The sequence below is a fragment of the Paenibacillus xerothermodurans genome, from assembly GCF_002220865.2.
GTDB classification, from domain to species: domain Bacteria; phylum Bacillota; class Bacilli; order Paenibacillales; family NBRC-103111; genus Paenibacillus_S; species Paenibacillus_S xerothermodurans.
Window position 1 is genome coordinate 105,747 of the sequence record NZ_NHRJ02000002.1, and the last position, 26,384, is coordinate 132,130.

Here is a 26,384-nt window from a genome sequence, read left to right on the forward strand (position 1 = left end):
TTTATTATGCGACGCCTGTGTATTTCGCGTTCCTAGGCCGCATTATTTCTTCATATTAGCGTTATGCGGGACGATGGAAAGCGTTTGCCCCTTTTCAAGCGTTAGCGTCATTTCCCCATTGGAAACCGGTTGATTTTTGGCAACTAACTTCAAACCATCGAAACCGACCGTATAGATATCGACCTTCTTCACATCTGTCCAATCATTTGGAAATTTCCAGGTTCTGTTCGCATACCCGTCTTTGCTAAAAGCAATGATTTCACGATACTTTTCTTGGTTCCAGAGAGCCGGCACAAACACATCATTTCCATCCCTCAGCACCGCGTCTCCTTGGGTGATGCGCAGCTTTCCATTCTCATTCCAGCTTTTCACGTCATTCTCAAACGTCACAACACCATTCACATCCGTCAGTCGTTTCAGCTGATTCAAGTACTGCCATGGCAGTGTTTTGGTGGCGAAATCCGCTTGGAAGCCGCTTAGATTCTCGGGATCGTTTTTAATAATGTTCTCTCCCAGCATGCTTGTCCCAAAGCGTGGATCGCCGCCGTCGCCGCCGACATACAGCGAGGCCGGAATCTTCATCGGATCAAGCTTTAACCCGTCCAGACCGGTCCTGCCAAAATGCCATGCCATGGGCTGAAGTCCGATAAGCGGATCTTTGCGATAGCCTGCATCGAATTCTGAAGTTACGTCAACTCCACGGTCTCTCCAATACCGGAATATTTTCTTCTGGGTTTCGACATCTTGATCCATGGATATGTCATGGTATGGGCTGATCGGTCCGACCGGTAAACCTGGTACATACTGATGGAACGCATCGATGTGGATCGTGCCCGCTTTCTTGATCGGCAGCATATCGAACAGCTTATCAATTCTTTTTTTCGTAAAGCCTGACTCCCATTCGCGAGTGTAGCTGATAGGGTAACCCCAGCGGTATTTGATTAAGTTGCCATTGGGATCCTTAGCGATTAAGTCATTCTCCAGGTAAGTCTCCCAAAGCGGACTGGATTCCCGAATATCCAGCATATTGATGTGCAAGCTGACCGTTGTGTTGTATTTAAAAGCTTCCTGCATCAGCCATTTCAGGCTGTCCTCCGCATTTTCATCCTGTGAGCGCTTCAGGTTCGGATTAACCACATCCATCGCAGGATAGCCGGTATCATGGCCGTTATATTGCCATCCGACAAGATAAATGATTTTGGGTATTCCCCTCGTCGCCTGATCTATTCTCTTGATGGTCTCCATGCCTTGCTCAAAAGTATGAAAGACCTTCCCACTGTTGTCAGCCATAAACAATTTCATCGTTAACGTCTCATGATAGTCGTGCACAAAAGGCCGGTCAGGAGCCAGATTCACATGGATCGGCACGCTCGCCGTCTTCCTATCTCCGTCCTCGTCAGTCACGGTAGCCGTGACCGTAGCTTGACCATCCGTGATGGTTCCCGCGCGGACAATCGCCCCTTCCTTCGTTTTTTCGACGGACGAAATTATTTTGTCATCGCTCACCGAATACTCGATGTCAGCAGAATCCAGCTCTACGCGACGACCATCGTGCGATACTCCCTTCAACGTAAGTGCAGCAGTGCCATCCAGGTTGATCGTTGTTTGGTCCGCAGTCAAAATGAGACTGCTGAGATCTTCCGCCTCCCGCGCAGTAGCGTTAACAGGGGCGGGCCAACTGACCATTAGGGGCAGCAGCAGGCTCGCCGACACCAAACCAGTGACAAATTTCATTTGCACGTAAATTTCCTCTCTTTCATCATTTAGTATTTGTGAAGCATGCTCCCAATTGTGGGGATGTGTGTAGGAAGCGCTTACATACCAATTGTATCAGAGCCTCTCGCCTAGTTGGACTGTGCAAAATCTACACTTTGACCGCTGTTTTCTACACTGGTCGATTGTGCAATGAAATCCTCCGATGAACCGCTTCACCGGAGGATGCTATTGTATTATGGCCGCCACTGCTTAAGCAGCTCGGCGATGCCGGCCATCAGACCTTCTTTCGCTTGATGTGAAACATGCGGCGCCATCTTAGCATCTTGAAGGTCCCTGACCATTTTTTCCAACTCATGGATAGCTTGGTCAACGGCCCCCTTACTCAGATGATGCTCAGCTTGCTGCAATGCATTGGACAGCTGATTTGCGACAGGTCCTTTCACATCCTGCGAACGCAAGTATTGCTCCAGCAGGGCCAACAGCTTAAGCACAGTCCATTGTGGTATAGCTTGGGCGGTTACCGTTTTGCCAACTGGCACGTCGACGGTGATATAGCTCACATCTTTGCCGTTAAGTGTTTTCTGTTTGGTGAGATAAATCCTGTTGTCGACAAAGAGCAGCGGGAACCTGCCGTAAAACTGAACTTCCCACTCAAGCGTTTCAGGTCCTTTATTATGTTTCAGTGTTGTTTTGGTCGTGCCCTCATGTTTCACATACAGCTCATGTGCGCCAAGGGGAACGTAATTCAGCTCAAGCCAATCGATGTCCTTGGGCAAACGCGGCACTGTGGCCACCTGATGTTTGGGCGCATTCGGCTGTATGCCGGCAAGACCTTCCACGGTTTGGCTGATCAACGTGTATGAGACTTCAGGATAGTCCCCGTTGCTTCCTTGTGAAGCCACTTCATGGGGCAGCGGTCTGCTGTCGATGATGTGTTTCATCCATTTCCATGCGGTTTCATTTCGGCCATACAAGAAAAAAGTATCCGGCAAATACGACAAAGCCTCTATGTTCGGCACCTTTTCCGTGGCATACTTCTCATCGAGATAATCTAAAAATGCATCGGTCTTCGCACCGGGCTCGGTAATGAGCTTGGTTGCCATCAAAAGTGACGCTTCCCGGCCGAATCCCTGAAGTGCGGTGCCATCTTCACTGTACCCTCTGATGTACTCAGGCACTCCTTCTTTTACTCCCCACACTGTGTTGAAATGAGTCTTCAGATCCTGCGCACGTTTGAAATATGCCGCCGCCTGAGCCGAGTCACCTCTGGCCTCGAGCATTTGAGCATACGATAAAAACGCCAAGTACTGTGCTGCCGTGCCGTCCCCCGCTTCGATCAAATGTTCGTCGCCGCGTTCGTTGTAGCTCGCCGACCCGCTAAAAATCCCTTTTCCGGTGCCTTCCGCTATGCCGTTAGGAAAACGGGTATCATGCAGTTCGATAAAATCACTCACGGCCTTGGTGTAAAACTGCCACAGCACCGGATCTCGAATATACTGCTCGTCGCCTGTCCAGAGATATTGCTCATATCCTTTCTGTACGATTTCAAAAACCGCCGGCACCTCTCTGACAAACGAATCGATACTGCGAAAATCAAGTTTAAAATCGCTGCCGTCAAAGTTCAGCGCCCACGAAGGATACCATTTTTTCTCCTCTGTTGCGCTGCCGGCAAACTGCTTCAACATGGAGAAATTCTCTTGCTGCAGGCCGATGATATGCGCTCCTGTGGCCTGGTGGGCAAAATCCCTTGCGTAAAACGCGGTTCGGTGCGCATACCCTGCCCAGTAGGAAGGAATATAATCTGCGATGGATGACGGACTATTCAATCTTTCGTCCTCGTTAATTAGCCCCCGCTTACCGGTCTGCACATATTTTTGCGCTTTCCACTTGGCCCAATTGAACGTTTCATTTAACTGTCGGTGGGAACTGTTGACCGCGATGCTCTTTGCTTCCATGATGCAAGTCACTTCCCATTGCTTCACGATGCCATCCGGCGTTTGCACGGTGTATTTTACCGGCTGGGAAAAATCCAGCTTACCGGCAGGTGCCGCTGTAATTTGTGCTCCGTCCGACACAGCGATTTCCGGTGTCAATGATGTGACGTCACTGCCATGAGGCATATAAAAGACTACTTTATTTTCAACGCGATCAATCTCTGATTCGCCCATCTGTCCGACCAGTTTGAATGAGCTGATGTTAGCATCATCCCGGTAAAACACAAAGTCATCCAAATTTATCCAATTATTTCCGCCGGTCACGTAGATCTCGATCTCGTCGCCTTTGGTCAACTTAACATCGGTAATTTGATAGGGTTTGTAGTCCTGCATCCTGTATATCGCAGTGCTCTTCAACACTTGGCCGGCTGCGCTGCGCACTCCCATCTGGCCCCCGGTTCCGGCGCTGCCCACCCAGGCGGTCAAGGAGTAGTTACCTGTCTCCGTGACGGTGACTCGCTGCGATACAACGTTGCTGGCTCCTTTGTTCAAGTGCGCCAGATGCGCCCCGTTTTTCGGAGTAGTCTGCTCAATGCCTGTGTCCCCGGAGAATGCCCACCCCATCGCTCCTTCTTCGAATCCGGCGTTTTGCAGCAGATTCACAGACTGTGCCGCGTGTACTCTTGGGGCATAGCCATACGGCAGCAGCAACCCAAGAATCAACGATGGAACCAATACAACCGGTAAGAGATTTTTGTTTCCAGCCATTGGATTCTTGTACCTCCTTTTGTATGAAATATCCGTTGCACGTGCTAGCTTGTCCGGCAGACGCGACATAACCCACCACCATTTCCATATTTATCATAATCATACTTTGAAAGCACTTACAAAATATATGTTAAAATGTATCGGCCAATTAAGCAACCCCCTATTGCTGTTGCTCGGATCAAAACTCAACATAAAATGGGTGACATTCTGCATTCAAGCAATTCTCTATTCGCTGCCTGAAATTTGTCCAAGTCACCATCTCCAATGCTTCCTCGATTGGAAAAAATCCTACTTCTAACGACTCAGGGGTCGTGGTTAACTCTCCTCCGACTGGTCGCCCTAAAAATAACGTGTTACAAATAGACTTGCTTACATTTTGGAAAACACCGCAAAATTGTGTCACCTCAATATCCAAACCGCTCTCTTCCTTAGTCTCCCTGATCGCTGCATCTCTTAATGATTCTCCTTCTTCTACCTGCCCCCCGGGCATTTCCCAACCTCGCCTAGGACCTTTTATTAATAATATTTCATTTTGCTCATTCAGTACGATTGCTGCTGCAGACACGATATGTTTTGGCACCACTACATCCGCCCTCCCAATGTTCAATTGATTCACTATATGCTGATTTGGTGGATTAAATTGCATGGATCAGATAAGGCCTCCCTAACCCCACACCAGCAAAACTTTTAATGCAGGGGGAAAGTTGTTTATGGGAATATTCGGCACATGGAGCGCATTTAGTATATATTGCTGGTGTCGTCCGCTGGCTGCCCCCGACTGGCTGCTCGTACAAGTTACACCATAATGGGCCGTTGGATTCCGAAGTACTCCGGTGGAAGCGCGTAACAGCCGGTTCTCTGCATGCACCAACGCTGGCGTTGACACATTCGTTTTTGACCTTAGCGCAGCGTCACTCTTATAATAGCAAGGAATTCATCTTATGGAACGGAGGACTTGAGGATGTCAGACAGCGTTAGCATTTATTACCACGAATCAGGAGCCGAACAGTATCACCAATTGATTTCTAAGCAACCCACCTTAACCCAAGAGATAGCAACCATAAGGGAGTTCGCAGGGTTAGACATTGTGGACCTTGGCGCAGGCACCGGCAGGCTTACGATGCCAAATTGCGAGCCTTAAGCCTGCTTGCAGGTCGAAAAAGGCAACTGCGCCATGTTCAAATTCCTTACCAACGATTCCTTGCGTTGGCAGCCCTAGTCCATCCCGATAGAATTTCATCGATTTTTCCAAATCTCCACACCAAGTGCAATCACCGTAATTCGTGGTCTCATGATAACCTCCATCAACGACGTCAGTGTATCCACTGAACGACATCTTCCATGCTTTGTCTGCTCTTCGGTCGATCTGGTTCCGCGGCTCTATATCCAAATGCCACCATGACGGATATATCGAACTTCCCATTCTCCAGTAATCCTTCTTCTTCTAAAATGCTGTGCACTTTGTCATAGTTAAAACCTTCAATTGGACACGAATCTATCCCGATCAGGGCGGCAGCTGTCATCATATTACCTAGCGCAATGTACGTTTGCTTGATTGCCCAATCGAATAATGTTCTGTCACTTTCGAACAAGCGAAGATCAGACTCTTGAAATTCTTTATAACGAGGTGTTATTTTATCCATGACATCATCAGGTATTTTTTTCACGTTTCTACTGAGATGCTGCACGTAATCTGAATCGTATCTCAGTCCTCTTCGGGCAAGAATGATAACAAAATGACTTGCGGTAGGAAGCTGCCCCTGTGCTCCCCAGCTGACTTCTTTCAATCTGTCTCTCAATTGTTTATTTTGCACGACCAGGAACTTCCATGGCTCCCATCCGACTGAACTTGGCGATAATCTGCCTGCTTCTAGTATAAATTGGAAATCCTCATGAGAAACACTCTTATTTGGGGCAAACTTTTTTGTTGCATGGCGGAATTGGAATGCTCTGAGAATTTCCTGTTTTTTTGTTGTCGTGTTTTTCATCAAATTCACCCTTTAATAATTGATTTGTCTTCCGCTTCGTTATTTCCATATCAGAATAGGTTACCAGCTAGCAGTTCGCGTGGTTCTTTTTCCTCAAAATTGTTTACATGCAAAGAATAATATTAGCATAAACAGCGGCTGATTATCTAAGATCGGCCTCTTGTTATATCCGCGTTCGCCGTACGGCTGCAATTCCTCCAGCCACAATTGCTCCATCTTCGCCAATTTTTACTAATATCTGTTGAGTTCATCCAAACTTTCCAAAAACTCCTCCCGGGCTTGATTGGCTCCAAAACGTCGAATGAAAAACTGCCCTCGCCATGTTCATTCCAAGCTCGCTGCAGTTTGTCGACGCTCATCTCTTATGTCCTCCTTCAGTGTTCATAGACAAAAAAAGAGACGTCCGTTATTCGGACATCCCGTTAGGCTTATCACTCGCGATTTTTTACTGGCTGTTCGCGCTGCGCATATGACATCATCCGGATACGTCCAACAAAGTCCCTGCACCCAGCTTCTTTAAGTTGTTCAGGCTGATTTGTAAGCTCTCGAAAGGGTTGCGATCATAGCATTGGTCTTGTTCGACAGGAGCCCATTCCACACCGATGTCCTCGCAGGCCTGCAAAATGCGGGAGAAATTCATGTTGCCTTCACCGATTTCGGCGAAACGTTGTTCCCTGTCTGCCGTCACCGTCATATCTTTCAAATGAACGACCTGCATGCGTCCCCTTAGCTTATGAATCCATTCTACCGGATCCGCGCCGCCGGCCTGCGCCCAGTAAATATCAAGCTCAAATCCTATCGCCTCCGGATCCGACTCTTGGAGAAGAATATCCATCCCTGTTTTGCCGTCAAACTTCGCGTATTCAAAGTTATGATTATGGTAAATGAACTGCAAACCTGCTTTCTTCAGCTTTCTGCCGATTTCCGACGCTTCATTTGCGAACCTTATGTATCCGTCCGCGCTGGTCCGGTAGTCAACCGGCATCGCCCCCAAACCGACATATTTGCACCCCCACAGAATGTGCTTCTCGATAACGGCATCAAGATCGCCGGTCAGATCCGCATAAGAGATATGCGTCGCACAAATCGTCAGCCCCTCCCGGTCCACCACGTCTTTTAACTCCTGAGCACCGATCGGCCCGAGACCTGACACTTGTACCGCGCTGTATCCTATCTCCCGCACCTTTCTTAGTGTTTCGGCAATGTCGCCAGGTGTCTTGAGGAAATCCCGAAGTGTGTACAGCTGCGCAGCGATTTTCATCCAATCCAACTCCCTTATCAAATTTGAACCTACATACTCAATATAAACGTTTGTGTAATCGGTTACAATCACATTTGTTCAGTTGTATAACTCCGACTGCTTCTGAATCCGCTTATGCATTGCTTGTGTGGCAATTGGATGTGAGCCGTAGTGCTGAATCAGCGCAGCAATATAGATATAAGGATCTGAGTCAAATGCCGCGGAACATTGGGAATTCCCCTATCCTAAGCCGCGCGCTGCCATAGGGCACTAGCTCCAACTGTTTTATGGGTTGGGTGGCGTCCAGCTTCGGCTGCATCGGCGGCGCGGCGGCGGAATGCAGTTCCATTGCCCAGTTAGGCAGCTGTTGCCCCCTAAGTACCAGGCGCACTGGGGCATCTACCGCCTGGAACGGCTGATGCGGCACGGCGCTAATCTGTACTTGGATATCTTGGTCCTTGATCAGTCCATACTTCCATGGTGATGCGGGGTAAATCTCCCAGTCGCTAAAACGTTCACGGGTATGGATGCAGTGCCAGCTTTCAGCGATTGGAAGCGCAAAAACCAACGGACCCCGCTCCACACTGGCGGCATAGTTGCCCCGATTAAGCATCGTTGGCGACATTGGGAATGTAAGATGAATCTCATCTTTATCCCGCCACTGCCTTTCGATACGGATGAAGCCTTTTTCACTGAGTACGGCAATGTTCTCGCCATTGATTTCCAGCTTAACCTCAGAGCACCAAGCCGGTATACGCAAATACAGCGGGAACGTATCTGCATCCTCAAGCGCCAATGCTATACGAATGCTTTCCTTGAACGGGTAATCCGTCTCTATCTTGGCGGTGACCTGTTTACCGCTGGACGTAACTGTCCGGACCGTACAAGGCGCATACGCCACGGCCGCGAGCCCCTTGTCTTGGCTTTTCATCCAGAGATGGGAGACCAGCTTAGGCCAGCCCTGATGCATATTGGCAGTACAGCAGCCAAAATTGGGCGTTAATCCAAAAATGTTGGCATCCTCCCTGTTGACCCAATTGCGTTTTGCCACGTTACATACTACCTGATTCACCTGCTGGTCATACTGATGAGAGGTCCAATCGGCAGAAATCGTGGCAGGTAAGGCGTTATACGCCACTTTTTCCAATAGGTCGCCGAACTTCCCGTCGCCAAGGATACTGATCAAGTGCTCCAAGCTGAACATATACTCTACCACGGCACATAGCTCCACGCCTTGGCTCGGATGGGTCCCGGATAACCATTCGTCGCCGGAGAACATGCCATGCGCTTGACCATGATACCGCATCAAGCTGTCAAGGCCTTTATACACAGCCTCACGGTGCTTCTCCTCGCCAGTTAGCTGGTAAAACAACGCCGGGGTTTTCATTGCCATCGCAACATTCACTACGTGTGTGCGATGATCAAACCTTCCTTCATATTTCCGCCAAAACGGAAAGTCTTGAAAGAGATCCGACCAATTAAGAGTCTGCTCTTTCACCTTGTGTGCAAGCTCCAGCAAGAAAGCTTCTTCTGTCCGTTCATACAGCCAATTCACAGTTAACAGCAAGTCCGCCCCGCGGGCCTGCGCCCAGCCATCCAGCGGAGCTTCATCGATAACGCTATGCAAGTACCGAAAAAAGCGTGTGAGAAAAGGTATGATTCGCTCATCGCCTGTTGCCTCTTGGTATTGGGTCAGCACCTTAAGCATGATGGTGTAATGCCACCAATCCTGCTTTTTGTTCACATCGTTATTGACCGTCGTGATATGCTGAGGCCCAAACATGCCGTTCTCCTGCTGACTTGCTAAGCTCCACTCGATCCATTTGGACGCTTTGGCGATTAACTCCTCATCCTCGAGCAAAAATGCCAACGGTATCAATCCGTCCAGGTAGTAAGGTCCGCGCTCCCAGCTTTCCCCCTGTCCGCCCAGCCAGCCGTTATCCGGTCCCACGTCCGACCAATGCTCCTCCAAATGTCCCGTTGAGCCATCCGCCTGAATGCGCAGCTGGTCACGAATCCAGCCATCGGGTTTCACGCTTCCTAACGGCAGAGGGGTGAATACGGTATTCTGCTTAGTTTTCATAAGGCGACATTCCTCCATAGAGTTTGATGGGTACATCCCTTATGATATCGCGCTTAATTTTATAAGAATAGTAATTTTTTGCACTAGTTTTTGTTCAATTTGAACCACTTGTACAGCTTCAAGCCGCCAAGCAAAGCGCTATTGTGCAACGTAGGCCGGAATTAGCGTGGGCTGCTGCGGAACAGCGAGATGCGGAGACAGCAAAAAATGGCTGCCGATACACGGCAGCCTGAGTTATCCAATATTCAATTGAGCTCCCTTACAGGGCTAGGGAGGCGGATGTGCCGGCTGGCTGCAAATTGTCGCGCGTTGGCGCCCAGAGCGCGTACGCCGGCTATAACGAGGTTAACAAATTACCGCACTCAGCCCTGCTTGGCCTTCACCCAACTCGTTTGGATATCCACCCCCGCCGCGTCCAGCATGGTATATACCGGGCATCGGACATCGGTCTTTTCCTGCAGTTCCTGCACTCGTTCAGGGGTCTCGTCTGTTTTCACTTTCGCGTTTATGGTGACAGTCTCAAAGTACGGCCGCACCGAAGGATCACCTTTTAAACCGCGTAAATCCACTTCACCGTGAATTTCAAATTCAATGCCCTGCAAATCAAAATCAATTTCTTTCGCCACCATGTTTGCAATAATGCTTTCGCATCCGGCTAGCGCGCTTAGCACCAGCTGAAGTGGGTTAGGTCCCCGGTCTTGCCCGCCGGCAGCCACCGGCTCGTCTATGATAACCTGATGATTACCGGTTCTTGCTTCCGTGTATACTCCTTCGGACTGGGCTGAAACTTTGATGCTTATCTTGGCCAAGCGGCATTCCTCCACGTGTGATTATTGTATGGAGTATAGTATAGCCTAATTTTGGATGGATTATAAAACCGGCGGCTTTAATCCGTTCATCTCTTCATGCAGAACAGAAATTTTCGGCTTGAGTTCATCTAATTCCGCACGTCCTGCATAAGTCATTTTATAACTCCCCGCCAAGCTGGCCAGGAGCTTTTGCTGCGCCAGCTTATCGAGTTCCTGCTCCACTTCCTGTTCGCTCATTACATAGCCCTGTCGTTCGAGCTTCGTTTTCATTCCTGGAACAGAAATGGCATTCTGATTCGCATAATGAAGCACATGCATTCGAATGATGGCAGTCTTAAAATCTACATTCATGTTGAACGACTCCTTTCTAGTGTTTTCTTACCCTGACAAGCCACCGGGTTAACAGCACTAAGCAGGTTTGGCGCCTTCCTATATCTGTCACCTGTTGTAGAAAAGCTCGTACTGGCTTCCGTCCACGCGCAGCTGCCGGGGAAACACAAAAAAAACGACCTGTCCGGAATGCCGGATAGGCCGCTGCTTAATGATTACGCTATGATTATTTTTTCTCTACTGTGATTTCGTCATCTTTAACACCGATTTCGATGCGCTCTACAGACTCGTCATCCAAAATCAGATCTGTGATGCCGTCCTCAACATATTGTTGGATTACCCGACGCAACGGACGTGCCCCAAACGTTGGATTGTATCCGAGTTCAGACATTTTCCTTTTCGCTTCATCCGTTACATGCAGTGTAATACCTTGTTCTTGCAGATTGCTTTCGATTTCCGCCAACATCTTGTCGACAATCTTGATAAGATGGTTCTCCATCAGCGATGCGAATGGAATAATGGCATCGAAACGGTTCAAGAATTCGGGACGGAAGTAGGAACCCAGAGAATGCATAATGGAGCTCGTTTGAGTGCCTTGGTCCGTGAACCCTACAGTAATTTTCTTTTCCGTAGTGCCGGCGTTCGAAGTCATGATGATTACACTGTCCTTAAAGCTTACCGTACGCCCTTGACTGTCGGTTAGACGACCGTCGTCCATCACTTGCAAGAACATGTTTTGCACGTCAGGATGGGCTTTTTCGATTTCATCCAGCAGGATGATGCTGTAAGGATTTCTGCGCACGCGTTCAGTTAGCTGCCCGGCTTCGTCATGACCGACATACCCTGGTGGCGAACCGATCAACTTGGCGACGGAGTGTCTCTCCATGTATTCACTCATGTCCAGACGGATCATTGCTTCGGAATGTCCAAACAATTCCTCCGCTAGCGATCTGGACAGCTCAGTTTTACCTACGCCGGTTGGTCCGACGAACAGGAAGGACGCAATCGGTTTGTTTTTGGCCTTCAGTCCTGCACGGCTGCGGCGGATCGCTTTGGCTACTTTATCTACCGCTTCGGCTTGACCGATAACTTTAGCGCCCAGTCGTTCGCCCAAGTTTCTCATTTTTGTTTGTTCATCTTGATGCAATTTTCCAACAGGAATGCCGGTTTTGCGTTCGATGATCTCTTGGATGTGTTCTACCCGAACTTCAGTGGAACGCTGACCCGCTGGTGTATCCAATTGTTTCAGCAGGTCGGCCTCTTGGTCGCGCAATTGAGCGGCGCGCTCATAATTCTCTTCCTGAGTAGCCAGCTGCTTCTCAGCTTTGATTTTATCAAGACGTGCGCGCAGCTGACCGGAGTCGCCCTCGGATGCCAAGAGATTCAGTTTCGCTCCGGCTTCGTCCAGCAGGTCGATCGCTTTGTCAGGCAGGAAGCGGTCCTGGATATAGCGGTGGGATAGTACCACGCACGCTCTGATCGTTTCGTCAGAGTATTGCACTTGGTGGTACTCTTCATACTTCGGACGCAGCCCTTTCAAAATTTCAATAGCATCTTCTACCGTTGGCTCGTCCACTGTCACGGGCTGGAATCTGCGTTCTAGCGCGGCGTCTTTTTCGATCTTGCGGTACTCTTTCAGCGTAGTTGCACCGACTACTTGCAGTTCGCCACGGGCTAACGCGGGCTTCAAGATGTTCCCCGCATCCATAGAGCCTTCAGCGGATCCGGCACCGACCAACAAGTGAACTTCGTCAATGAACAAAATTACGTTTGTGCGGTTTTGCAGCTCGGCAATCAGCTGCTTCATTTTTTCCTCGAACTGGCCACGGATACCTGTACCCGCCACCAGAGAAGCTACGTCGAGGGAGTATACTTCTTTATTCAACAGTTTGGTAGGCACTTTACCTTCACTGATGCGCAGCGCCAGACCTTCGGCGATCGCTGTTTTACCAACACCGGGCTCACCGATCAGGACGGGGTTGTTCTTATTGCGGCGGTTCAAGATCTCAATAACACGCTCGATTTCTTTTTCCCGGCCGATGACAAGATCAATCGCACCCGCCTTGGCCGCATCGTTCAGATTCCGGCCCAATTGGTCCAAGATGCCGCCTCTGTTACCTCCTGCAGCAGCGGCAGTCGCTTGATGCTCTTGCGGCTGGGACGACTGCATGAATCCTTTGAAGAAGTCTTCAAAATTCGGCATGTTGGAGAAGCCGCCGGCTGGAATGCCACTGCTGATTTTAGCGTAGCATTCTTTGCACAAGTACAGCTTCTCGACTTTTTGATTCGTTTGCAAATTCAGCCACACTGTGGCTTCATGCTCATTGCATTTTTGACAACGCACTTCTGTTTCCTCCTTTTTTCTGTTGGTGATTCATATGAGATCTATGACATAGCGACAAAAAGCCTGCGCTGGACAGGCTGCTGTGATTTTCAATCTAACCGTAAACTGTATTTCAGACTATGAAAATATCTCGGCTATGAACTATATTCGAAACTGTAAACTGAGTATTTTGACTGGGAACCCTTTTGACTTTGACTATCTTTGACCTTAATTATATACTAGTTTGAATTTTTGTCAAGCGTTGTGCTGTCAAGGCAGCATCACCCTGAATTGATCACCGTCATACAATTGGCTAACCCCGCATACTGCTGGTATTCAGCGGTAGTCGTGCATGCTCTCGACCACTTGACCCGACAACCTGATAGATATATTGTGGATTGTGGGCAAATTTTTACATTGGGAAACGAGGTGAACACAGATGGTATTTCATTGGTCAAGCTTTATTGTAACAATCCTGACCATTTTAGTTTATGCGATTATCATCGTTGCTGTTGTGCGGCTTGTTCGACACCTGAAAAAACAACAGCAGAAAGTAGCTCAGCTCGAGCATGAGATCAGTGAGTTGAAGCGGAGCAAATCGTCGGAGAAACTTGAATAATAGAGTGAAAAGCTAGATTGCTCGCCGCGGAGTGCACGGTGAAGCTGCTGTATTGACGAAAAGGGTCCCACCCTGCCCATGACCAAGGTGAGACCTTCATTTTCGTGCCGTATGTTAAATGGACCACTGGTACGGTTCAGCTCCCCGGGATTATACCTTTCGGTACCACGCCGATTTTCACGAGAAAAGTAGCATATATATGTAGTATAACCCGTGCGAAAACGCCCGTGATCGGAAGCAGAACAGCAGCGTAGATCCCGCCCCACAGCAGTGTGCCTTCCATGTTTACCGTATCCAGTGAGCCTCGTATAATATATTCGGCAAAAATAGCACCTACAGCACCGCTCACCAGAGTGACGAGAAAAGCGGAGATAAAACTTGCCAGCCACATCGTTCTGTTGGTCACTCTCGCTGTGTTCGCCAGATAATGACCGACCATGGGGAAGGCCATAACAAAGGGAATGAACGTAGCGACATATAGCCAACCTCCCCCCCACAATGATGATATGCCTGCCGCCCAATTCTGAGCGAACAACAAAAATAGGAAAGAGCTAACCACGGACACAACTGCACCAAACAGCACACTTGCGACGAATGCCTTTAATTTTTGCATTACACTTCTCCTTACTGAATCCAACCATTATTCGTATGTAATATCATAAACGCCGGTTCCGCTTCTCATCAAGATAAATATCCAGCGCCTGAATGCCTCGGTGGGCAAGCTTAATGAATAAATACAAGCAATAGATTCCCAATGATAAAAGCAATCCATAGCAGATAATCATGAATATAGGCAATAACTGGAACCAGCCAAATGCCGGGGTACTGATCATCAATCACACACTCCTTTCCCACCATATCAACGACCGTGCATGGTTCGCGTGCAATCGGCCGCCGGGAGATCCTACGTTTTCCCGTTTCGGTATATTCTTGCTATCGCTCAACCAAAAATAAAACGCTCTACGCGCGCAATAACGTCTCCCGCCAAGGGCGCAGAGTTGTCTAAATACAAAATGGAAGAAGAGGATAACTTCCAGTGGATATCTCGCTTCTTAACGGATTGGCGAAATTCGGTCCAGTTCTCGAGCTTCCATGTGTCCAACTCCAAGCCTCGCTCTCTGATCCGTTCGCGGTAGAGACTCTCCTCAGCGAGATAGACAAACACCACTTTCACGTCAACATCAGCCTGTGAAAGACCGGCTTCCGCCAGCTCCTGGTCCAGCCAATCCTGGTTCTCGGTTTCTCGCGTAAAAGGGCCGACGATGAAAACGTCGGTGTGCAGCGCCGCGTTTTCCAATGCGGCATCCATCGTGATTCTATACCCCAGATCCCGGCAGCGCGTTTTGTATACGGCGGAATCACGGTCGTTGGGGTCAAGCCCGGACAACAGCAGAATCGCCTCGGCGGCCGGACGGGACAGCGTGTCCATGTCAAAAAAAGCTGCACGCCTCCGCGATGCCACCGCTTTCGCAAGCGTAGTTTTGCCCGCTCCGGCGGGGCCTAAGAAAAATACCATTTTGCTCATCAAGGTGCCTCCTAGCTAGCGCAGACGCCCCAGGGACGCTGTTTGCCGAATCATTACTGCCGTCGCGTTTCTTCCCTGGCCAACTCAATTACATTGGCGATGAATGGTGCCTTCGCAAGCGTGTATGCAGTTCTATCTGCCGGATGTTGCGCAGCAAGTGCCTGCTTCAGCTTGCAGTACTGCTGTAACACCCGAGGATGATTCTGCAGATAATCGCGAAATAATAAGTTATTTTGCCAATCCGCACTGTGCAAATCGTACATATGTAAATGATGTGTGCCTTTTCTCCATGTGCCTTTTCTAAAAAAGCGCCGCGATGGGAATTCCGGCTTATGCACGTATTCGTATCCGATGGCTCGTAGTGGGGCTGCGCAATCTTCCGCTATAACCAGGTGTTTCACTGCAACGGCGATATCAATGATCGGCTTCGCATCTAATCCCTCGACAGACGTACTGCCGATATGTTGAATATCGAGTATCTTCTCTCGAAGCACAGCCGCAATCCGGTCTTTTTCCTGCTGATATTCTGTTCGCCAAAGGGGATCGTATTGCTTCAATATCACTTCGTAGTCGGCCACAGGTCCCACTCCCTCGTATCAGATGGCATGCAGCTCTTCACCCGCAACAATGCTCACACAGCAGATGCCTGCGCAGGTGAGGACATATGGAACAATCCGTTACCAGCGGCGAAACACACGGATGCCTCCTTTTGCAATCTGCTTTCGGAGCACGTACAGAATCCCTCTTTTCGCTAACGGACGGGTGAACGGGAGAAGAAAAAACAGCCCGATGATGTCGGTAAAAAATCCAGGGAAAAGCAGCATAATACCGCCGACGAGGACACACAGCCCGTCCAGTATGGTGCCCGCCGGCATTTCGCCTCTCGACAATTGGCGTGAGGCTTGATTCCACACCCGCGTCGCCTCCCGTTTGCTGAAATAAGCTCCAAGAACCGCTATGACGATAATCAGCACTACCGTCTGCCAGCCTCCGATCCAGCGGCCTGCCGCGATCAGTCCCCAGATCTCAAGTGCCGGGACAATAATAAAAAGTGCCAAAAGCCAGCGAAACATCGGTTATCCCTTCTTTCAACTCGGTTATAAACTCCCTCCTCCACTATCTTACCCCAGTTACGCGGGAGATAGAAGCTTGTTCCTCCCTCTCAGCGGTGAGATGGTGCCGCAATGCGCGCTGCACACATAGGTGACCTCTGGGCCACAATTTGCGCTCTGTCGTATAAATTTGCACTTTTTGCCTCACCATATTGAGGACCGATCGCAGATCTGACAGGAGGATGTGAATACAATGAACAAAAATGAGAACGGTATGTTGAAGTCTGACAATGTAGACCAGCAGCTTGACCAGCTCGAGGAGCAAAATGCCTCGGATACGAGAAACAAAGAGGGCAGCACCAACGAGATCCAGCCAATGGGAGTCGACGAAGGCGTAACTCAGTGACAGCTTCAGACATAACTGATTCGTCATCACGAGAGTAAATCTTTGCTGCCAACCATACTGACAGTAAGCACAAAAGCGGCACTGGAGGCTCTGAGTTCCAGCGGCCGCTTTCTTCGTGCACGGCTGCAGGACAGCGCCTAGGCAGTGCTTCTCAGTGTGATCGTATCTGTCATTGAGTTATTTTACCGTTGCGCCTCCGTCGACGGCCAAAGCAGCCCCGGTCGTATACCGATTCTCCGGGGCGGACAGAAACAATGCGGCACGTGCTACCTCCTCTGCGCTGCCCAAATAAGGTGTCACCCTCCGGTCTATCATCATTTGTCTTGTCTGTTCAGGATTTGCGCTGCCTGAGATCAAATTCGCCACCATCTCGGTTTCGATCATGCCGGGGCATAGGCAGTTAATGCGAATGCCATCTCCGGAATGATCAACGGCCATCGCTTTGGTCAAGCCGACGACCGCAAATGAGGTAGAGCCGGTAACCCACCGCGGTGAGGCCCTTTAACTTCATCCTCTCACGTCCCTTGAGTTGATCTCTGTCTCGGCTTAGAAGCTGCAATGGCCCGTGTGAATAACAGTTCAGTCGAGTGCACCCGCCACGTGCCTTCGTTCGAGTTATGCAGCCGCCTGAAGTTATAATCGATATAGCCGATGTTGCCGATGGAACCGCTTGCAACCGAGTAGCTTGCCTATAACTTTATTGCAAGTCTGTCAGCAAGGTCAATCCGTTGATCGACCCATATCATGCGCTGACTTTTCCATCATTGCACCTTACGCTTTGGCTAATTATGTCACTTCGTCGTCACCTGAAAAAACCGAGGAAAAATGTTCGACCAATGGTTGAATTTCTGATAAGATGGCTGAATAATATACATACCCGTTTTCCCGCGCGCCCTGTGCGCCAACCTAATTGAAAGGAGAAACAATTTTATGGAAACCATTGCTGCCTTTATTACCAAGCTCAGCGATATTGTATGGGGCCCCCCGCTGCTCATTCTGATAGTTGGAACGGGCATTTTTTTATCGTTTCGCATTTCGTTCCTGCAGTTTAACCAGCTGCCTTACGCGCTGAAACTGGCGTTCTCCAAAAATCAGGACCACACGTCGGAGGGCGACATCTCCCACTTTCAGTCACTGATGACGGCACTCGCCGCCACCATCGGCACAGGGAATATTGCGGGAGTCGCAACCGCCGTTGTGCTCGGAGGGCCTGGCGCCGTGTTTTGGATGTGGGTGACGGCACTGGTCGGGATGGCCACCAAATATTCGGAGGCGATTCTCTCGGTCAAATATCGCACCATTGGTAAACGCGGCGAAATGGCCGGCGGGCCGATGTATTTCATCGAACGGGGCTTAGGCTGGAAGTGGCTGGCCGTGCTGTTCGCCCTATTTGGTTGCATTGCCGCGTTCGGTATCGGAAGCACTGTCCAATCCAATTCGGTGGCTGCGGCGATTGAGTCGAGCTTTGGCGTCAGCCCTTGGGTCACCGGCATCATACTTACTGTTGCAACCGGACTTGTCATTTTGGGCGGAATCAAGAACATCGGGATTGTAGCATCCTACATGGTGCCGTTCATGGCTATCTTGTACGTGGTCGGCGGCTTGATTATCATCTTGCTGCACGTAACTGAACTACCTGCTGCGCTGGCGCTCATTTTTTCTGATGCTTTCACTGGCCAGGCAGCAGCCGGAGGCGCGATTGGTACCGTTATCCGCTATGGTGTAGCCCGCGGTGTGTTCTCCAACGAGGCGGGCATGGGATCGGCTCCGATTGCGGCTGCGGCGGCAAAAACCGACCATCCCGGCCGTCAGGCGCTGATCTCGATGACGGGAACGTTTCTCGATACCATCATTGTCTGTTCCATCACGGGCATTACCTTGGTTATGGGCGGGCTTTACACGAAAACCGAACTGACAGGCGCTGCGCTGACCACCCAGACGTTCGAGCAGATGCTGCCAGGTCCCGGCGGTTGGATTGTGACGATCGGTCTGATCTTCTTTGCTTACTCTACAGTGCTGGGCTGGGCCTATTACGGCGAAAAATGCTTCGAATATTTGTTCGGTATCCGATCGATCAAGTGGTACCGCATGTGCTATACGCTGTCTGTCGTCGTGGGTGCGGGGATGAGTCTCGGCATGGTATGGACGATCGCAGATATTTTCAATGGGTTAATGGCGATTCCAAACCTGATTGGCCTTATCGCTCTGTCCGGCGTCGTCGTGGCGGAAACAAAGGATTTCAAACATATACTCGCGAAAGAAAAACGGCAACGGAAAACGACGATCTCCGGCGACAATACCGTGAACTCTTGATCACGCGAAAACTTCAGGCATGACGTGCAGCATGAGCCACGACAGCATAAACGTTTGGTAAAACGCTGCACGCACCGCTGATCTACGATAGACCGGGCATAATGGCGACACACTGTGAACGACGCAGCGGTGTCGCCATTTTTTCACCGCACTCCAATCTGGAATCCGGTAGTGTCACACATTGCTTCTCCCGCCCAGCCGGCATCCACGTCAGCGTAAAAGCCATTTGTTATGTACAAAACACATGGCAATAGCAGCTCGCTGCCGCTCACCGATCTGCCCGCAATGTCCTGCTGCAGCTGTTCCTCGTGAAGATGTATCAGTGTTCCGGTAGGGGCCATGTACCCGCGCCTGCCCGCCGCAGCAAATCGTGCAAATTTTCAGGGACAGATGATTAACTCTTTTGACCAAATTTGAACGAAAGCCTGCGCAACATCAGCTCCACAGTTCCATGGAACTTACAATTCACAGGCTTCACGCCCGTGTGGCCTTTCACCACACAGTAAGTTTATTGACGAACTTCGATGGTCCAGCCGAACGGGTCGGCTACCGCTCCAGTCTGAATACCGGTCAACGTATCATACAGCTTCTGGGATAGCTGCCCTGTTCCGCCGTCTCCGATCACGAGCTTTTCACCTTTCCAATTCAATTCACCAATCGGTGAAATAACCGCTGCGGTACCCGTGCCGAATGCTTCTTCCAACGTGCCGTCGCGCTGTGCGTCGTAGATTTCCTGAATGGACAGCGTTCTCTCCTCAACGGGAATGTTCCAATGAGCGAGCAGCTGCAGCATGGAATGCCTCGTTATACCCTCCAAAATACTACCGTTCAAAGCGGGGGTCACGACCGTGCCGTTGATTTTAAAGAATACATTCATGCTGCCGACTTCTTCAATATACTTTTTGTGAACGCCATCGAGCCACAGCACTTGGGAATAACCTTTTTCAGCCGCCTCTTCCTGCGCCTTCAAGCCCGCGGCATAATTGCCGGCGGTTTTGGCATCTCCCGTGCCGCCTTTGACCGCACGCACGTAATCTGACTCGACGAAAATTTTCACAGGATGAACGCCTTCCGCATAATAAGCTCCCACCGGTGACATGATGATGATAAATTGGTACTTTGTCGATGGTGCGACACCTAACGCGGCTTGAGTTGCAATGATAAACGGACGGATATACAGTGACGTTCCCTCTTCTGCCGGAATCCAGTCCCGATCTATAGCGACCAGCTGCTGCAGTGCTTCCAAAGCCAAATCCGCATCAACAGCAGGAATGCTTAAACGTACGTTGGAGCGGTTCAACCGTTTGAAATTACTTTGGGGACGGAAGAGTAAAATTTTTTCATCATTCGTTCTATACGCTTTCAGCCCTTCGAACACGGTTTGTCCGTAGTGGAATACTTTGGCTGCCGGATCCATTGAGATAGGCTGATAAGGCACGATGCGCGGGGAGTACCATCCCTTGCCGGCCTCGTAGTCCATAATGAACATATGATCGGTGAAATGAATGCCGAAACCAAGGCGGTCGACTGCCGGTTTCGTTTTGTGTGAGGTGGTCCTTGTGATTTCGATTGAGTGGGACATTTGCCTGCAGCTCCTTAAAAGTGTTCATGCAACGAAAAAAAATGGAATGTGCGACTGCCGAAGAACCATATGGACAGGGCCGACGGAGAAAGCATTTTGAAAACGACCGTGCAAAATGCCGATAGTTCAATCCTATATAAGAACACATTCCAAGTCAACAATTTGCGTCATAACCAAATACAACGGGCTATCCGAAATATTCGACCATTTTCGGTTACACCCGTGGTATGTGTCGCCGGCTCAGCGGCGGATTATGGGATTTATTTGAACGTTACAGGGAATTGTTTTACTCCGTACACAAAAGGGCTTTGAATATATGAGAGCTCTGTTCCGCTAACGAATTCAATTTGCTTCATTCGGTCCATCAATGTGCGTATGGCGATTTGCCCTTCCAGCCTGGCTAATGGAGCGCCCAAACAGAAATGAATACCGAAACCAAATGATAGGTGGGCGTTCGGTTTCCTGTCGAGAATAAACTGTTCCGGATCGACAAACTTCGTCTCGTCACGGTTTGCAGAGGCAACCCAAGAAACCACTTGGTGGCCCGCTTTTATCCGCTTACCTCCGATCTCCACGTCAGCGGTTGCGACACGCCCGATAGCCTGAATCGGCGGATAGAAGCGCAGCGACTCCTCTATGAAGCTGGCAGTCAGCGCAGGATTAGCTCTCAGCTGCGATTGGATGTCCTGCTGTTCCGTCAGCAGGCGTACCGAATTGGTAATGAGGTTGGTGGTCGTCTCGTTGCCGGCAGCCAGCAGTAAGATGCTAAACGCCAATATCTCACTGTCATCCAGCTTCTGTCCTTCTATTTCAGCAGCCAGCAGCAATGAGATGAGATCTTCTCTAGGCTCTTTGCGCCGCTGCTCGACAATCTTCGCAAAATAACCGTTGAGCTCCCGGATAGCCTGCCCTTTCTCAGCCATCACTTGATGAAACGCCTCGTCCGTGTTTTTATCCGGTCCTTTCACCAAAATATCGGACCAGTCCTTGAAAAGTTCCCGATCCTCCGGGGGCACGCCAAGCAGCTCAGCTATGACGATAACCGGCAGCGGTGTGGCCAGGTCGTGCACCATATCCATTTTACCGCTGTCCGCCACAGCATCCAGCAGGTCGTTCGCGATGGCGGTGATGTGCTCTTCGAGATTCGCGATCACCCGCGGGGTGAAAGCTTTGTTTACCAACGATCGCAATTGCGAATGCCGCGGCGGATCCATCGTCAGGATAGAGCCTGACTCTTTGCCGACCAAGCTGCGCTGTGAGGAAAAATTAGCCGGGTCCTTCAAAATGCGGTGAACGTCCTCATAACGAAACACATCCCAGCTGTCCCGGCTTTCATCATAGCGCACCGGTGTTGTGTTCCGTAATTGGTTGAAAACAGCGAATGGCAGAAGCCGTTTTTCCCTGGTGTCTAATTCTGCCATCGGGATAATATTAGCGTATCGTTCCGGTTTGTTCATTTCCATCAGAATCCACTCCTCCCTTATCTGCTATTTTTTCACTGTTTAACATGCCCTGTCAAATAACACGATAATCCAGCGTGAATTCAAACCGTATGATGCTGTTATCTTAATAAGAAGAAACCCAGCAAAAAAAAATGAATTGACCTGAGAATAAAACTATGGTAATTTACACTACATTATCAATTCCTACTAAAATGACAGGGATTATTAGTTTTTGAGAGGAGCAGCCAGATGAGTACACAAGAAAAAGACGCAAAATCAGAGGTTCGCAGAGTTCGAGCAGCTTCACAGCGACTCGGCCGATTTAAAAATGAGAACACAGTTCGCGGTTTTACGTTCCGCATTGACGAACCTGAAAAACTGGGCGGCACAGACACAGGGCCGACGCCTATGGAGTATGTGCTTGGATCGTTTAACGGCTGCTTACTCATCGTGATCGAGACGATTGCCAGCGAGATGAAGCTCAATGTGAAGGATCTTCGCGCGGAATCGACCGGATTGGTTGACCGCAGGGGTCTTTTTGGGACGGCAGATGTTACCCCGCATTTTCTCGAGGTACATAACTCAATCGTTTTCGACACGGACGAGCCGTGGGAGAAGATAGAACTGCTCAAGCAAGCGGTGTTAAAAAGATGTCCGGCGTATAACTTGTTTAAGGATGCCGGTATCCCTATAACTCTCGACTGGACCAGAGCGGGAGGTTCGGAGCAGGAATGACCGTGTACGGTGCTTGGATTATAGGATTTGCTTTGTTTTACACCGCCGCGCTAATTTTTGTTGGGCAATTCGCAAAACGCAGAGCCGCGCAAGGCGGCGAAGGTTATTTTGTAGGAGGCAGGAATTTCAACCGCTGGATGGTCTGCTTCTGTATCACCGGGTTGTTTTCAGGCTCTACGTTTATAGCCGTTCTTGAGTTGGCTTATCTCCAAGGTGTGTCAGCCATCTGGTACGGCGTAGCGGAAACGATACAGATATTGATCATCGCGTTCGTTATCATTGGTCCGTTCCGCAAGAAATTGGTTGTTACGGTCACAGGTTTGATTGGCGACCGGTACGGCCGCAGCGCCAAAGCGCTGGCGGGTGCGATCACTGCGTTTACCTTCCCGATGTGGTCGGTGGCTACGGCGATTGCATTCGCCTCAGCGCTTCATGTTTTCACCGGAATTTCTTTGACCATGTCCGTCGCGTTTACCGCGATACTTTTATTTATTTATTTGCAGGCCGGCGGCATGTGGTCGATCGCCTTCACGCAGACGATGAACTTCGGCGTATTTATGCTCATGTTCGCGATTGGCATCTACGCGTTTTTTGTAAATCCCGGCATCGAAGGGCTGCAGCAGTTCGCCGCTCAGCGTCCGCAGATGTTCGACTTTGACAGCGTGGGACTTCAAGTCATCGTAGCCTGGTTCGGCACCTTTCTGGTAAATGTTATTCTTGCACAGGCGGCCTTCCAAATGGCATTGTCGTGCAAAACCCCGGAAGAAGGACAAAAAGGCCTGAAATTGGCAGCATGGTTCGGTATCCCTTTCACCGTCTGCGCCATTCTATTCGGTATCGCCGCGGCTGCAGTGGTGCCCGATGGCAAATTAGGCCTGATTGCACTGCCGCAGTACTTGATGCAAGTCCTTCCCGCACCGCTCGTCGGATTGTTTTTCTTAGGCGTCTGGGCTTGTGCACTGAGCTGGGGCGCACCATGCCAATTCTCAGGCGCGACCAGCCTCGGCCGTGATGTCGGCAGCGCCGTGTTTCCGAAAGCGAGCAATGACCGGCTGGTCACATATACCAAATGGTCACTTCTTCTTCTGACTGTTTTAATGATCGTGTTCGGATTGATGCGGACGGAACAGTCGGCCTGGTGGAACATTTTCGCCTGGACAGCTAGAAACTCAGCCACATTCGCTCCAGTAGTTGCCGCGTTGTTCTGGCCGCAAGTGACGCGCGCAGCGGTACTCGCTTCGCTCGGGACGGGCTTCGCGTCGGGCGTCACCTGGTATTACCTGGGCGGTTGGCATGTCAGCCAGTTTTACCTGAACATCCATCCCGTATGGATTGGCATGTCGGTCAACGTGATTACGATTATCGTGATGACCCTGCTTTTCTCCGCGCAGTCGTGGAAATTGCGCCGAGTGTCCGAAAAGCCGGCTCATTACGCGGCGTTAGCCGTGGGAGCGGTGCTGGCGGGCGTTGTCGCAGTCAACTTCGATGTGCTTCACACGAAAGGTTTGGTAGGACTGCTCGTATTCAGCGCATTGGTGGCGCTGTTCATCTCAGTGATAGGCATTTTGGATACGGTCAAGGCAAGCGGCGCACGAGCCGCTCAGAACAAGGCGTCTTAACTGTCATCCAACACGACAAAAACCGTGGTCGGCGAATGCCGGCCGCGGTTTTTTCTATACTATCCTTTTATGCCCGTCGTTGCAATGCCTTCGACGATATACTTCTGAAAGAATAAGAAAATCAGGAACTGCGGCAGCAGCGAGAGCACAGACATGGAAAACATCGGTCCCCATGCGGTAACGGATGACGGGTCGGCAAACATTCTTAGTCCAAGCGAAATCGTATGCTTCTTCACATCATTCAAATAAATTAAGGGTCCGAGAAAATCGTCCCAAGTCCAATAGAAGGAAAAAATCGCCACGGTCACGAGCGCCGGTGTGCTGAGCGGCAGAATGATCCGCCAGAAAATACCGTAAGCACTGCAGCCGTCAATGACGGCCGATTCGTCCAGCTCCCGCGGAATGCCGCGGATAAACTGAATCAGCAAAAATATGAAAAAAGGGGTCCCTCCAATAAACGCCGGCACGATCAGCGGGTTATACGTATTGACCCAGCCCAGCTTCTGGAACAATATATACTGCGGTATCATGGTGACCTGGCCCGGGAGCATCATCGTCACCATCAAACAGGCAAACAAAGCCTTTCGCAGCGAGAATTGCAGCCGGGCAAAACCGAAAGCAACCAGTGCGGATGAGAAAAGCGTGCCGGTCACCACCATCGACGTGACAAGAGCGGAGTTACGGAAAAACACATCGAACCCTATCGTGCCAAAGCCCTTCCACCCTTTAGCGTAGTTCTGCCACTCTAACGTAGACGGAATGAGCGAAGAAGCATTCACGAAAATTTCGTGCTCCGGCTTTAATGAGCTGGCGAGCGTCCACAAAATCGGATACACCATGAACAAGCCCAAAACCGCCACGAACAGATGGTAAATCACGCTTCTTAACGTGCGGCTCATGTTATTTCTCCCCTCCTGACTCGTAATATACCCACGCCGACGATGACTTAAAGATCAGGGCGGTCAGGAGCGCAACGATAATCAACAAAATCCAGGCCATCGCCGATGCGTAGCCCATCTCAAAATGAGTGAAAGCCCGCTGATACAGGTAAACCGCATAAAATAACGTCTTGTCGAGGGGCCCGCCTGCGGTAACCAGGAAGCTCTGCGTGAACGTCATGAATCCGCCGATCATTTGCATGACCAGGTTAAAAAAGATCACTGGAGTGAGCATAGGCAGTGTAATTCTAAACAATCTGTCGAAATAGCTCGCACCGTCAACGGACGCCGCTTCATATAAGTCGCCGGGAATCTGTTTTAAGCCGGCCAAAAATATAAGCATGGGCGATCCAAACTGCCAGATAACAAGCAAGATCAGAGTGGACAAAGCATAGTCGGGGCTCGCCACCCAGTTTGTTCCCTGTATCCCGAACATCGCCAGTATACCGTTCACAGCGCCTTTTAAGCCGAACAGCTGCTTCCACATCACGGCTACCGCCACACTTCCGCCGATGATCGAAGGAATATAGTACACGGTCCTGTAAAAGCCCACGCCGCGATGGCTGCCGTTAAACAGTATCGCGATAAACAACGCGAATAGTAGCTTGAGCGGTACAGATACGAAAACGAATATGAACGTCACTTTTAAAGCTTGCAGAAACCGGTCATCGTCGGAAAACAGGTTGACATAGTTGCTCAACCCGATCCACTCTGCAGGAGACAACATATCATATCTGGTGAAAGACAAATACAGCGAGGCTATCATAGGTCCGATGGTGAACGCGAGGAACCCTACTAGCCATGGAGAGATAAACGAATAGCCTACCGCATTGCGGCGCAATGCCTTGAGTAAGCTCGTCTTGCGTGCCGTCCCGCTCACAGCTGCGGCATTTGCTGCTAGTGGTGATTGCTCTTTCATCGTTGGGCGTACCTCCTGGGTAAAAAGTCAGCCATATGATCCA

General features: G+C 50.0%; 23 protein-coding genes and 2 pseudogenes. 5 read left to right on the plus strand and 20 right to left on the minus strand.

What is annotated here, in order from left to right; all coding sequences use genetic code 11:
• Positions 1–42: 42 nt before the first annotated feature.
• The 10 genes and pseudogenes from CBW46_RS04125 to CBW46_RS04180 form a co-directional block, all read right to left on the minus strand.
• Positions 43–1,734, minus strand: a complete 1,692-nt coding sequence (locus CBW46_RS04125) for an endo-alpha-N-acetylgalactosaminidase family protein (RefSeq protein ID WP_243633205.1) — start codon at positions 1,732–1,734, stop codon at positions 43–45.
• A 215-nt stretch (positions 1,735–1,949) separates the two neighbouring features.
• Positions 1,950–4,418 carry an FIMAH domain-containing protein gene (locus CBW46_RS04130; RefSeq protein WP_089198762.1) on the minus strand — a complete coding sequence of 823 codons (2,469 nt, stop codon included), beginning with the start codon at positions 4,416–4,418 and terminating at the stop codon, positions 1,950–1,952.
• Positions 4,419–4,596: 178 nt separating this feature from the next.
• Positions 4,597–5,064, minus strand: coding sequence for an NUDIX hydrolase (locus CBW46_RS04135; protein WP_089198763.1), 468 nt, complete (start codon positions 5,062–5,064; stop codon positions 4,597–4,599).
• A gap of 444 nt (positions 5,065–5,508) precedes the next feature.
• Positions 5,509–5,711, minus strand: a pseudogene (locus CBW46_RS04145) (VOC family protein); the annotation flags it as partial.
• A gap of 20 nt (positions 5,712–5,731) precedes the next feature.
• Positions 5,732–6,406, minus strand: a complete 675-nt coding sequence (locus tag CBW46_RS04150) for an NAD(P)H-dependent oxidoreductase (RefSeq protein ID WP_089198764.1) — start codon at positions 6,404–6,406, stop codon at positions 5,732–5,734.
• Positions 6,407–6,881: 475 nt separating this feature from the next.
• Positions 6,882–7,667 carry a sugar phosphate isomerase/epimerase family protein gene (locus CBW46_RS04160; protein ID WP_089198766.1) on the minus strand — a complete coding sequence of 262 codons (786 nt, stop codon included), beginning with the start codon at positions 7,665–7,667 and terminating at the stop codon, positions 6,882–6,884.
• Positions 7,668–7,857: 190 nt separating this feature from the next.
• Positions 7,858–9,729, minus strand: a complete 1,872-nt coding sequence (locus CBW46_RS04165) for a beta-L-arabinofuranosidase domain-containing protein (protein WP_089198767.1) — start codon at positions 9,727–9,729, stop codon at positions 7,858–7,860.
• 362 nt (positions 9,730–10,091) lie between these two features.
• Positions 10,092–10,538, minus strand: a complete 447-nt coding sequence (locus CBW46_RS04170; protein WP_089198768.1) for an OsmC family protein — start codon at positions 10,536–10,538, stop codon at positions 10,092–10,094.
• A 60-nt stretch (positions 10,539–10,598) separates the two neighbouring features.
• On the minus strand, positions 10,599–10,889 hold the full coding sequence (locus CBW46_RS04175) for a hypothetical protein (protein ID WP_089198769.1): 291 nt from the start codon (positions 10,887–10,889) through the stop codon (positions 10,599–10,601).
• 205 nt (positions 10,890–11,094) lie between these two features.
• A complete protein-coding gene (locus tag CBW46_RS04180) occupies positions 11,095–13,212 on the minus strand; it encodes an ATP-dependent Clp protease ATP-binding subunit (RefSeq protein WP_089198770.1) in 2,118 nt (705 codons plus the stop codon).
• Between the two features lie 418 nt (positions 13,213–13,630).
• Here CBW46_RS04180 and CBW46_RS04185 point away from each other — a divergent pair, with 418 nt between their 5' ends.
• Positions 13,631–13,810 (plus strand): hypothetical protein, encoded by a 180-nt coding sequence (locus CBW46_RS04185; RefSeq protein WP_089198771.1) that lies wholly within the window; start codon positions 13,631–13,633, stop codon positions 13,808–13,810.
• Between the two features lie 136 nt (positions 13,811–13,946).
• Here the strand turns inward: CBW46_RS04185 and CBW46_RS04190 are convergent, their stop codons facing one another.
• The 4 genes from CBW46_RS04190 to CBW46_RS04205 all read right to left on the minus strand — a co-directional run bounded on the left by CBW46_RS04190 (position 13,947) and on the right by CBW46_RS04205 (position 16,408).
• Positions 13,947–14,423, minus strand: a complete 477-nt coding sequence (locus CBW46_RS04190) for a hypothetical protein (protein ID WP_089198772.1) — start codon at positions 14,421–14,423, stop codon at positions 13,947–13,949.
• A gap of 327 nt (positions 14,424–14,750) precedes the next feature.
• Positions 14,751–15,335, minus strand: a complete 585-nt coding sequence (locus CBW46_RS04195) for a P-loop nucleotide/nucleoside kinase family protein (protein WP_089198773.1) — start codon at positions 15,333–15,335, stop codon at positions 14,751–14,753.
• Positions 15,336–15,388: 53 nt separating this feature from the next.
• Positions 15,389–15,913 (minus strand): GrpB family protein, encoded by a 525-nt coding sequence (locus CBW46_RS04200; protein ID WP_089198774.1) that lies wholly within the window; start codon positions 15,911–15,913, stop codon positions 15,389–15,391.
• A gap of 99 nt (positions 15,914–16,012) precedes the next feature.
• The gene (locus tag CBW46_RS04205; protein WP_089198775.1) at positions 16,013–16,408 is read right to left on the minus strand and encodes an FxsA family protein; all 396 of its coding nucleotides are present in this window, start codon (positions 16,406–16,408) and stop codon (positions 16,013–16,015) included.
• Positions 16,409–16,640: 232 nt separating this feature from the next.
• On the opposite strand from CBW46_RS04205, the gene CBW46_RS21180 reads away from it, so the two are divergent.
• A complete protein-coding gene (locus tag CBW46_RS21180) occupies positions 16,641–16,793 on the plus strand; it encodes a hypothetical protein (RefSeq protein WP_165842189.1) in 153 nt (50 codons plus the stop codon).
• A gap of 177 nt (positions 16,794–16,970) precedes the next feature.
• Here the strand turns inward: CBW46_RS21180 and CBW46_RS04210 are convergent.
• Positions 16,971–17,255 (minus strand): annotated as a pseudogene (locus CBW46_RS04210) (SDR family NAD(P)-dependent oxidoreductase); the annotation flags it as partial.
• 468 nt (positions 17,256–17,723) lie between these two features.
• On the opposite strand from CBW46_RS04210, the gene CBW46_RS04215 reads away from it, so the two are divergent.
• A complete protein-coding gene (locus tag CBW46_RS04215; protein WP_089198777.1) occupies positions 17,724–19,106 on the plus strand; it encodes an alanine/glycine:cation symporter family protein in 1,383 nt (460 codons plus the stop codon).
• A gap of 143 nt (positions 19,107–19,249) precedes the next feature.
• Here the strand turns inward: CBW46_RS04215 and CBW46_RS04220 are convergent, their stop codons facing one another.
• From CBW46_RS04220 to CBW46_RS04230, 3 genes are all read right to left on the minus strand, one after another.
• A complete protein-coding gene (locus CBW46_RS04220; RefSeq protein ID WP_089198778.1) occupies positions 19,250–19,447 on the minus strand; it encodes a hypothetical protein in 198 nt (65 codons plus the stop codon).
• A gap of 167 nt (positions 19,448–19,614) precedes the next feature.
• The gene (locus tag CBW46_RS04225; protein WP_089198779.1) at positions 19,615–20,688 is read right to left on the minus strand and encodes a branched-chain amino acid aminotransferase; all 1,074 of its coding nucleotides are present in this window, start codon (positions 20,686–20,688) and stop codon (positions 19,615–19,617) included.
• 260 nt (positions 20,689–20,948) lie between these two features.
• Positions 20,949–22,145 carry a cytochrome P450 gene (locus CBW46_RS04230; RefSeq protein ID WP_089199319.1) on the minus strand — a complete coding sequence of 399 codons (1,197 nt, stop codon included), beginning with the start codon at positions 22,143–22,145 and terminating at the stop codon, positions 20,949–20,951.
• A gap of 234 nt (positions 22,146–22,379) precedes the next feature.
• Between CBW46_RS04230 and CBW46_RS04235 the strand changes: the two genes are divergently transcribed.
• Entirely contained in the window at positions 22,380–22,865 is a 486-nt protein-coding gene (locus tag CBW46_RS04235; protein ID WP_089198780.1) for an OsmC family protein, read from the plus strand.
• The gene (locus tag CBW46_RS04240) at positions 22,862–24,484 is read left to right on the plus strand and encodes a sodium:solute symporter family protein (protein WP_089198781.1); all 1,623 of its coding nucleotides are present in this window, start codon (positions 22,862–22,864) and stop codon (positions 24,482–24,484) included. Before CBW46_RS04235 ends, CBW46_RS04240 begins: the two co-directional genes overlap by 4 nt.
• A gap of 59 nt (positions 24,485–24,543) precedes the next feature.
• Here CBW46_RS04240 and CBW46_RS04245 read toward each other — a convergent pair whose 3' ends face one another.
• Both CBW46_RS04245 and CBW46_RS04250 read right to left on the minus strand, forming a co-directional pair.
• Entirely contained in the window at positions 24,544–25,383 is an 840-nt protein-coding gene (locus tag CBW46_RS04245) for a carbohydrate ABC transporter permease (RefSeq protein WP_089198782.1), read from the minus strand.
• Between the two features lies 1 nt (position 25,384).
• Positions 25,385–26,341 (minus strand): carbohydrate ABC transporter permease, encoded by a 957-nt coding sequence (locus CBW46_RS04250; RefSeq protein ID WP_089198783.1) that lies wholly within the window; start codon positions 26,339–26,341, stop codon positions 25,385–25,387.
• Positions 26,342–26,384 lie beyond the last annotated feature (43 nt).

What these genes read in the sequence shown, in the direction of transcription:
- CBW46_RS04125 (WP_243633205.1), bottom strand. Translation starts at nt 1,734, where the DNA reads ATGAAATTTGTCACTGGTTTGGTGTCGGCGAGCCTGCTGCTGCCCCTA.
- CBW46_RS04130 (WP_089198762.1), bottom strand. Translation starts at nt 4,418, where the DNA reads ATGGCTGGAAACAAAAATCTCTTACCGGTTGTATTGGTTCCATCGTTG.
- CBW46_RS04135 (WP_089198763.1), bottom strand. Translation starts at nt 5,064, where the DNA reads ATGCAATTTAATCCACCAAATCAGCATATAGTGAATCAATTGAACATT.
- CBW46_RS04150 (WP_089198764.1), bottom strand. Translation starts at nt 6,406, where the DNA reads ATGAAAAACACGACAACAAAAAAACAGGAAATTCTCAGAGCATTCCAA.
- CBW46_RS04160 (WP_089198766.1), bottom strand. Translation starts at nt 7,667, where the DNA reads ATGAAAATCGCTGCGCAGCTGTACACACTTCGGGATTTCCTCAAGACA.
- CBW46_RS04165 (WP_089198767.1), bottom strand. Translation starts at nt 9,729, where the DNA reads ATGAAAACTAAGCAGAATACCGTATTCACCCCTCTGCCGTTAGGAAGC.
- CBW46_RS04175 (WP_089198769.1), bottom strand. Translation starts at nt 10,889, where the DNA reads ATGAATGTAGATTTTAAGACTGCCATCATTCGAATGCATGTGCTTCAT.
- CBW46_RS04185 (WP_089198771.1), top strand. Translation starts at nt 13,631, where the DNA reads ATGGTATTTCATTGGTCAAGCTTTATTGTAACAATCCTGACCATTTTA.
- CBW46_RS04190 (WP_089198772.1), bottom strand. Translation starts at nt 14,423, where the DNA reads ATGCAAAAATTAAAGGCATTCGTCGCAAGTGTGCTGTTTGGTGCAGTT.
- CBW46_RS04195 (WP_089198773.1), bottom strand. Translation starts at nt 15,335, where the DNA reads ATGAGCAAAATGGTATTTTTCTTAGGCCCCGCCGGAGCGGGCAAAACT.
- CBW46_RS04205 (WP_089198775.1), bottom strand. Translation starts at nt 16,408, where the DNA reads ATGTTTCGCTGGCTTTTGGCACTTTTTATTATTGTCCCGGCACTTGAG.
- CBW46_RS21180 (WP_165842189.1), top strand. Translation starts at nt 16,641, where the DNA reads ATGAACAAAAATGAGAACGGTATGTTGAAGTCTGACAATGTAGACCAG.
- CBW46_RS04215 (WP_089198777.1), top strand. Translation starts at nt 17,724, where the DNA reads ATGGAAACCATTGCTGCCTTTATTACCAAGCTCAGCGATATTGTATGG.
- CBW46_RS04220 (WP_089198778.1), bottom strand. Translation starts at nt 19,447, where the DNA reads ATGGCCCCTACCGGAACACTGATACATCTTCACGAGGAACAGCTGCAG.
- CBW46_RS04225 (WP_089198779.1), bottom strand. Translation starts at nt 20,688, where the DNA reads ATGTCCCACTCAATCGAAATCACAAGGACCACCTCACACAAAACGAAA.
- CBW46_RS04230 (WP_089199319.1), bottom strand. Translation starts at nt 22,145, where the DNA reads ATGAACAAACCGGAACGATACGCTAATATTATCCCGATGGCAGAATTA.
- CBW46_RS04235 (WP_089198780.1), top strand. Translation starts at nt 22,380, where the DNA reads ATGAGTACACAAGAAAAAGACGCAAAATCAGAGGTTCGCAGAGTTCGA.
- CBW46_RS04240 (WP_089198781.1), top strand. Translation starts at nt 22,862, where the DNA reads ATGACCGTGTACGGTGCTTGGATTATAGGATTTGCTTTGTTTTACACC.
- CBW46_RS04245 (WP_089198782.1), bottom strand. Translation starts at nt 25,383, where the DNA reads ATGAGCCGCACGTTAAGAAGCGTGATTTACCATCTGTTCGTGGCGGTT.
- CBW46_RS04250 (WP_089198783.1), bottom strand. Translation starts at nt 26,341, where the DNA reads ATGAAAGAGCAATCACCACTAGCAGCAAATGCCGCAGCTGTGAGCGGG.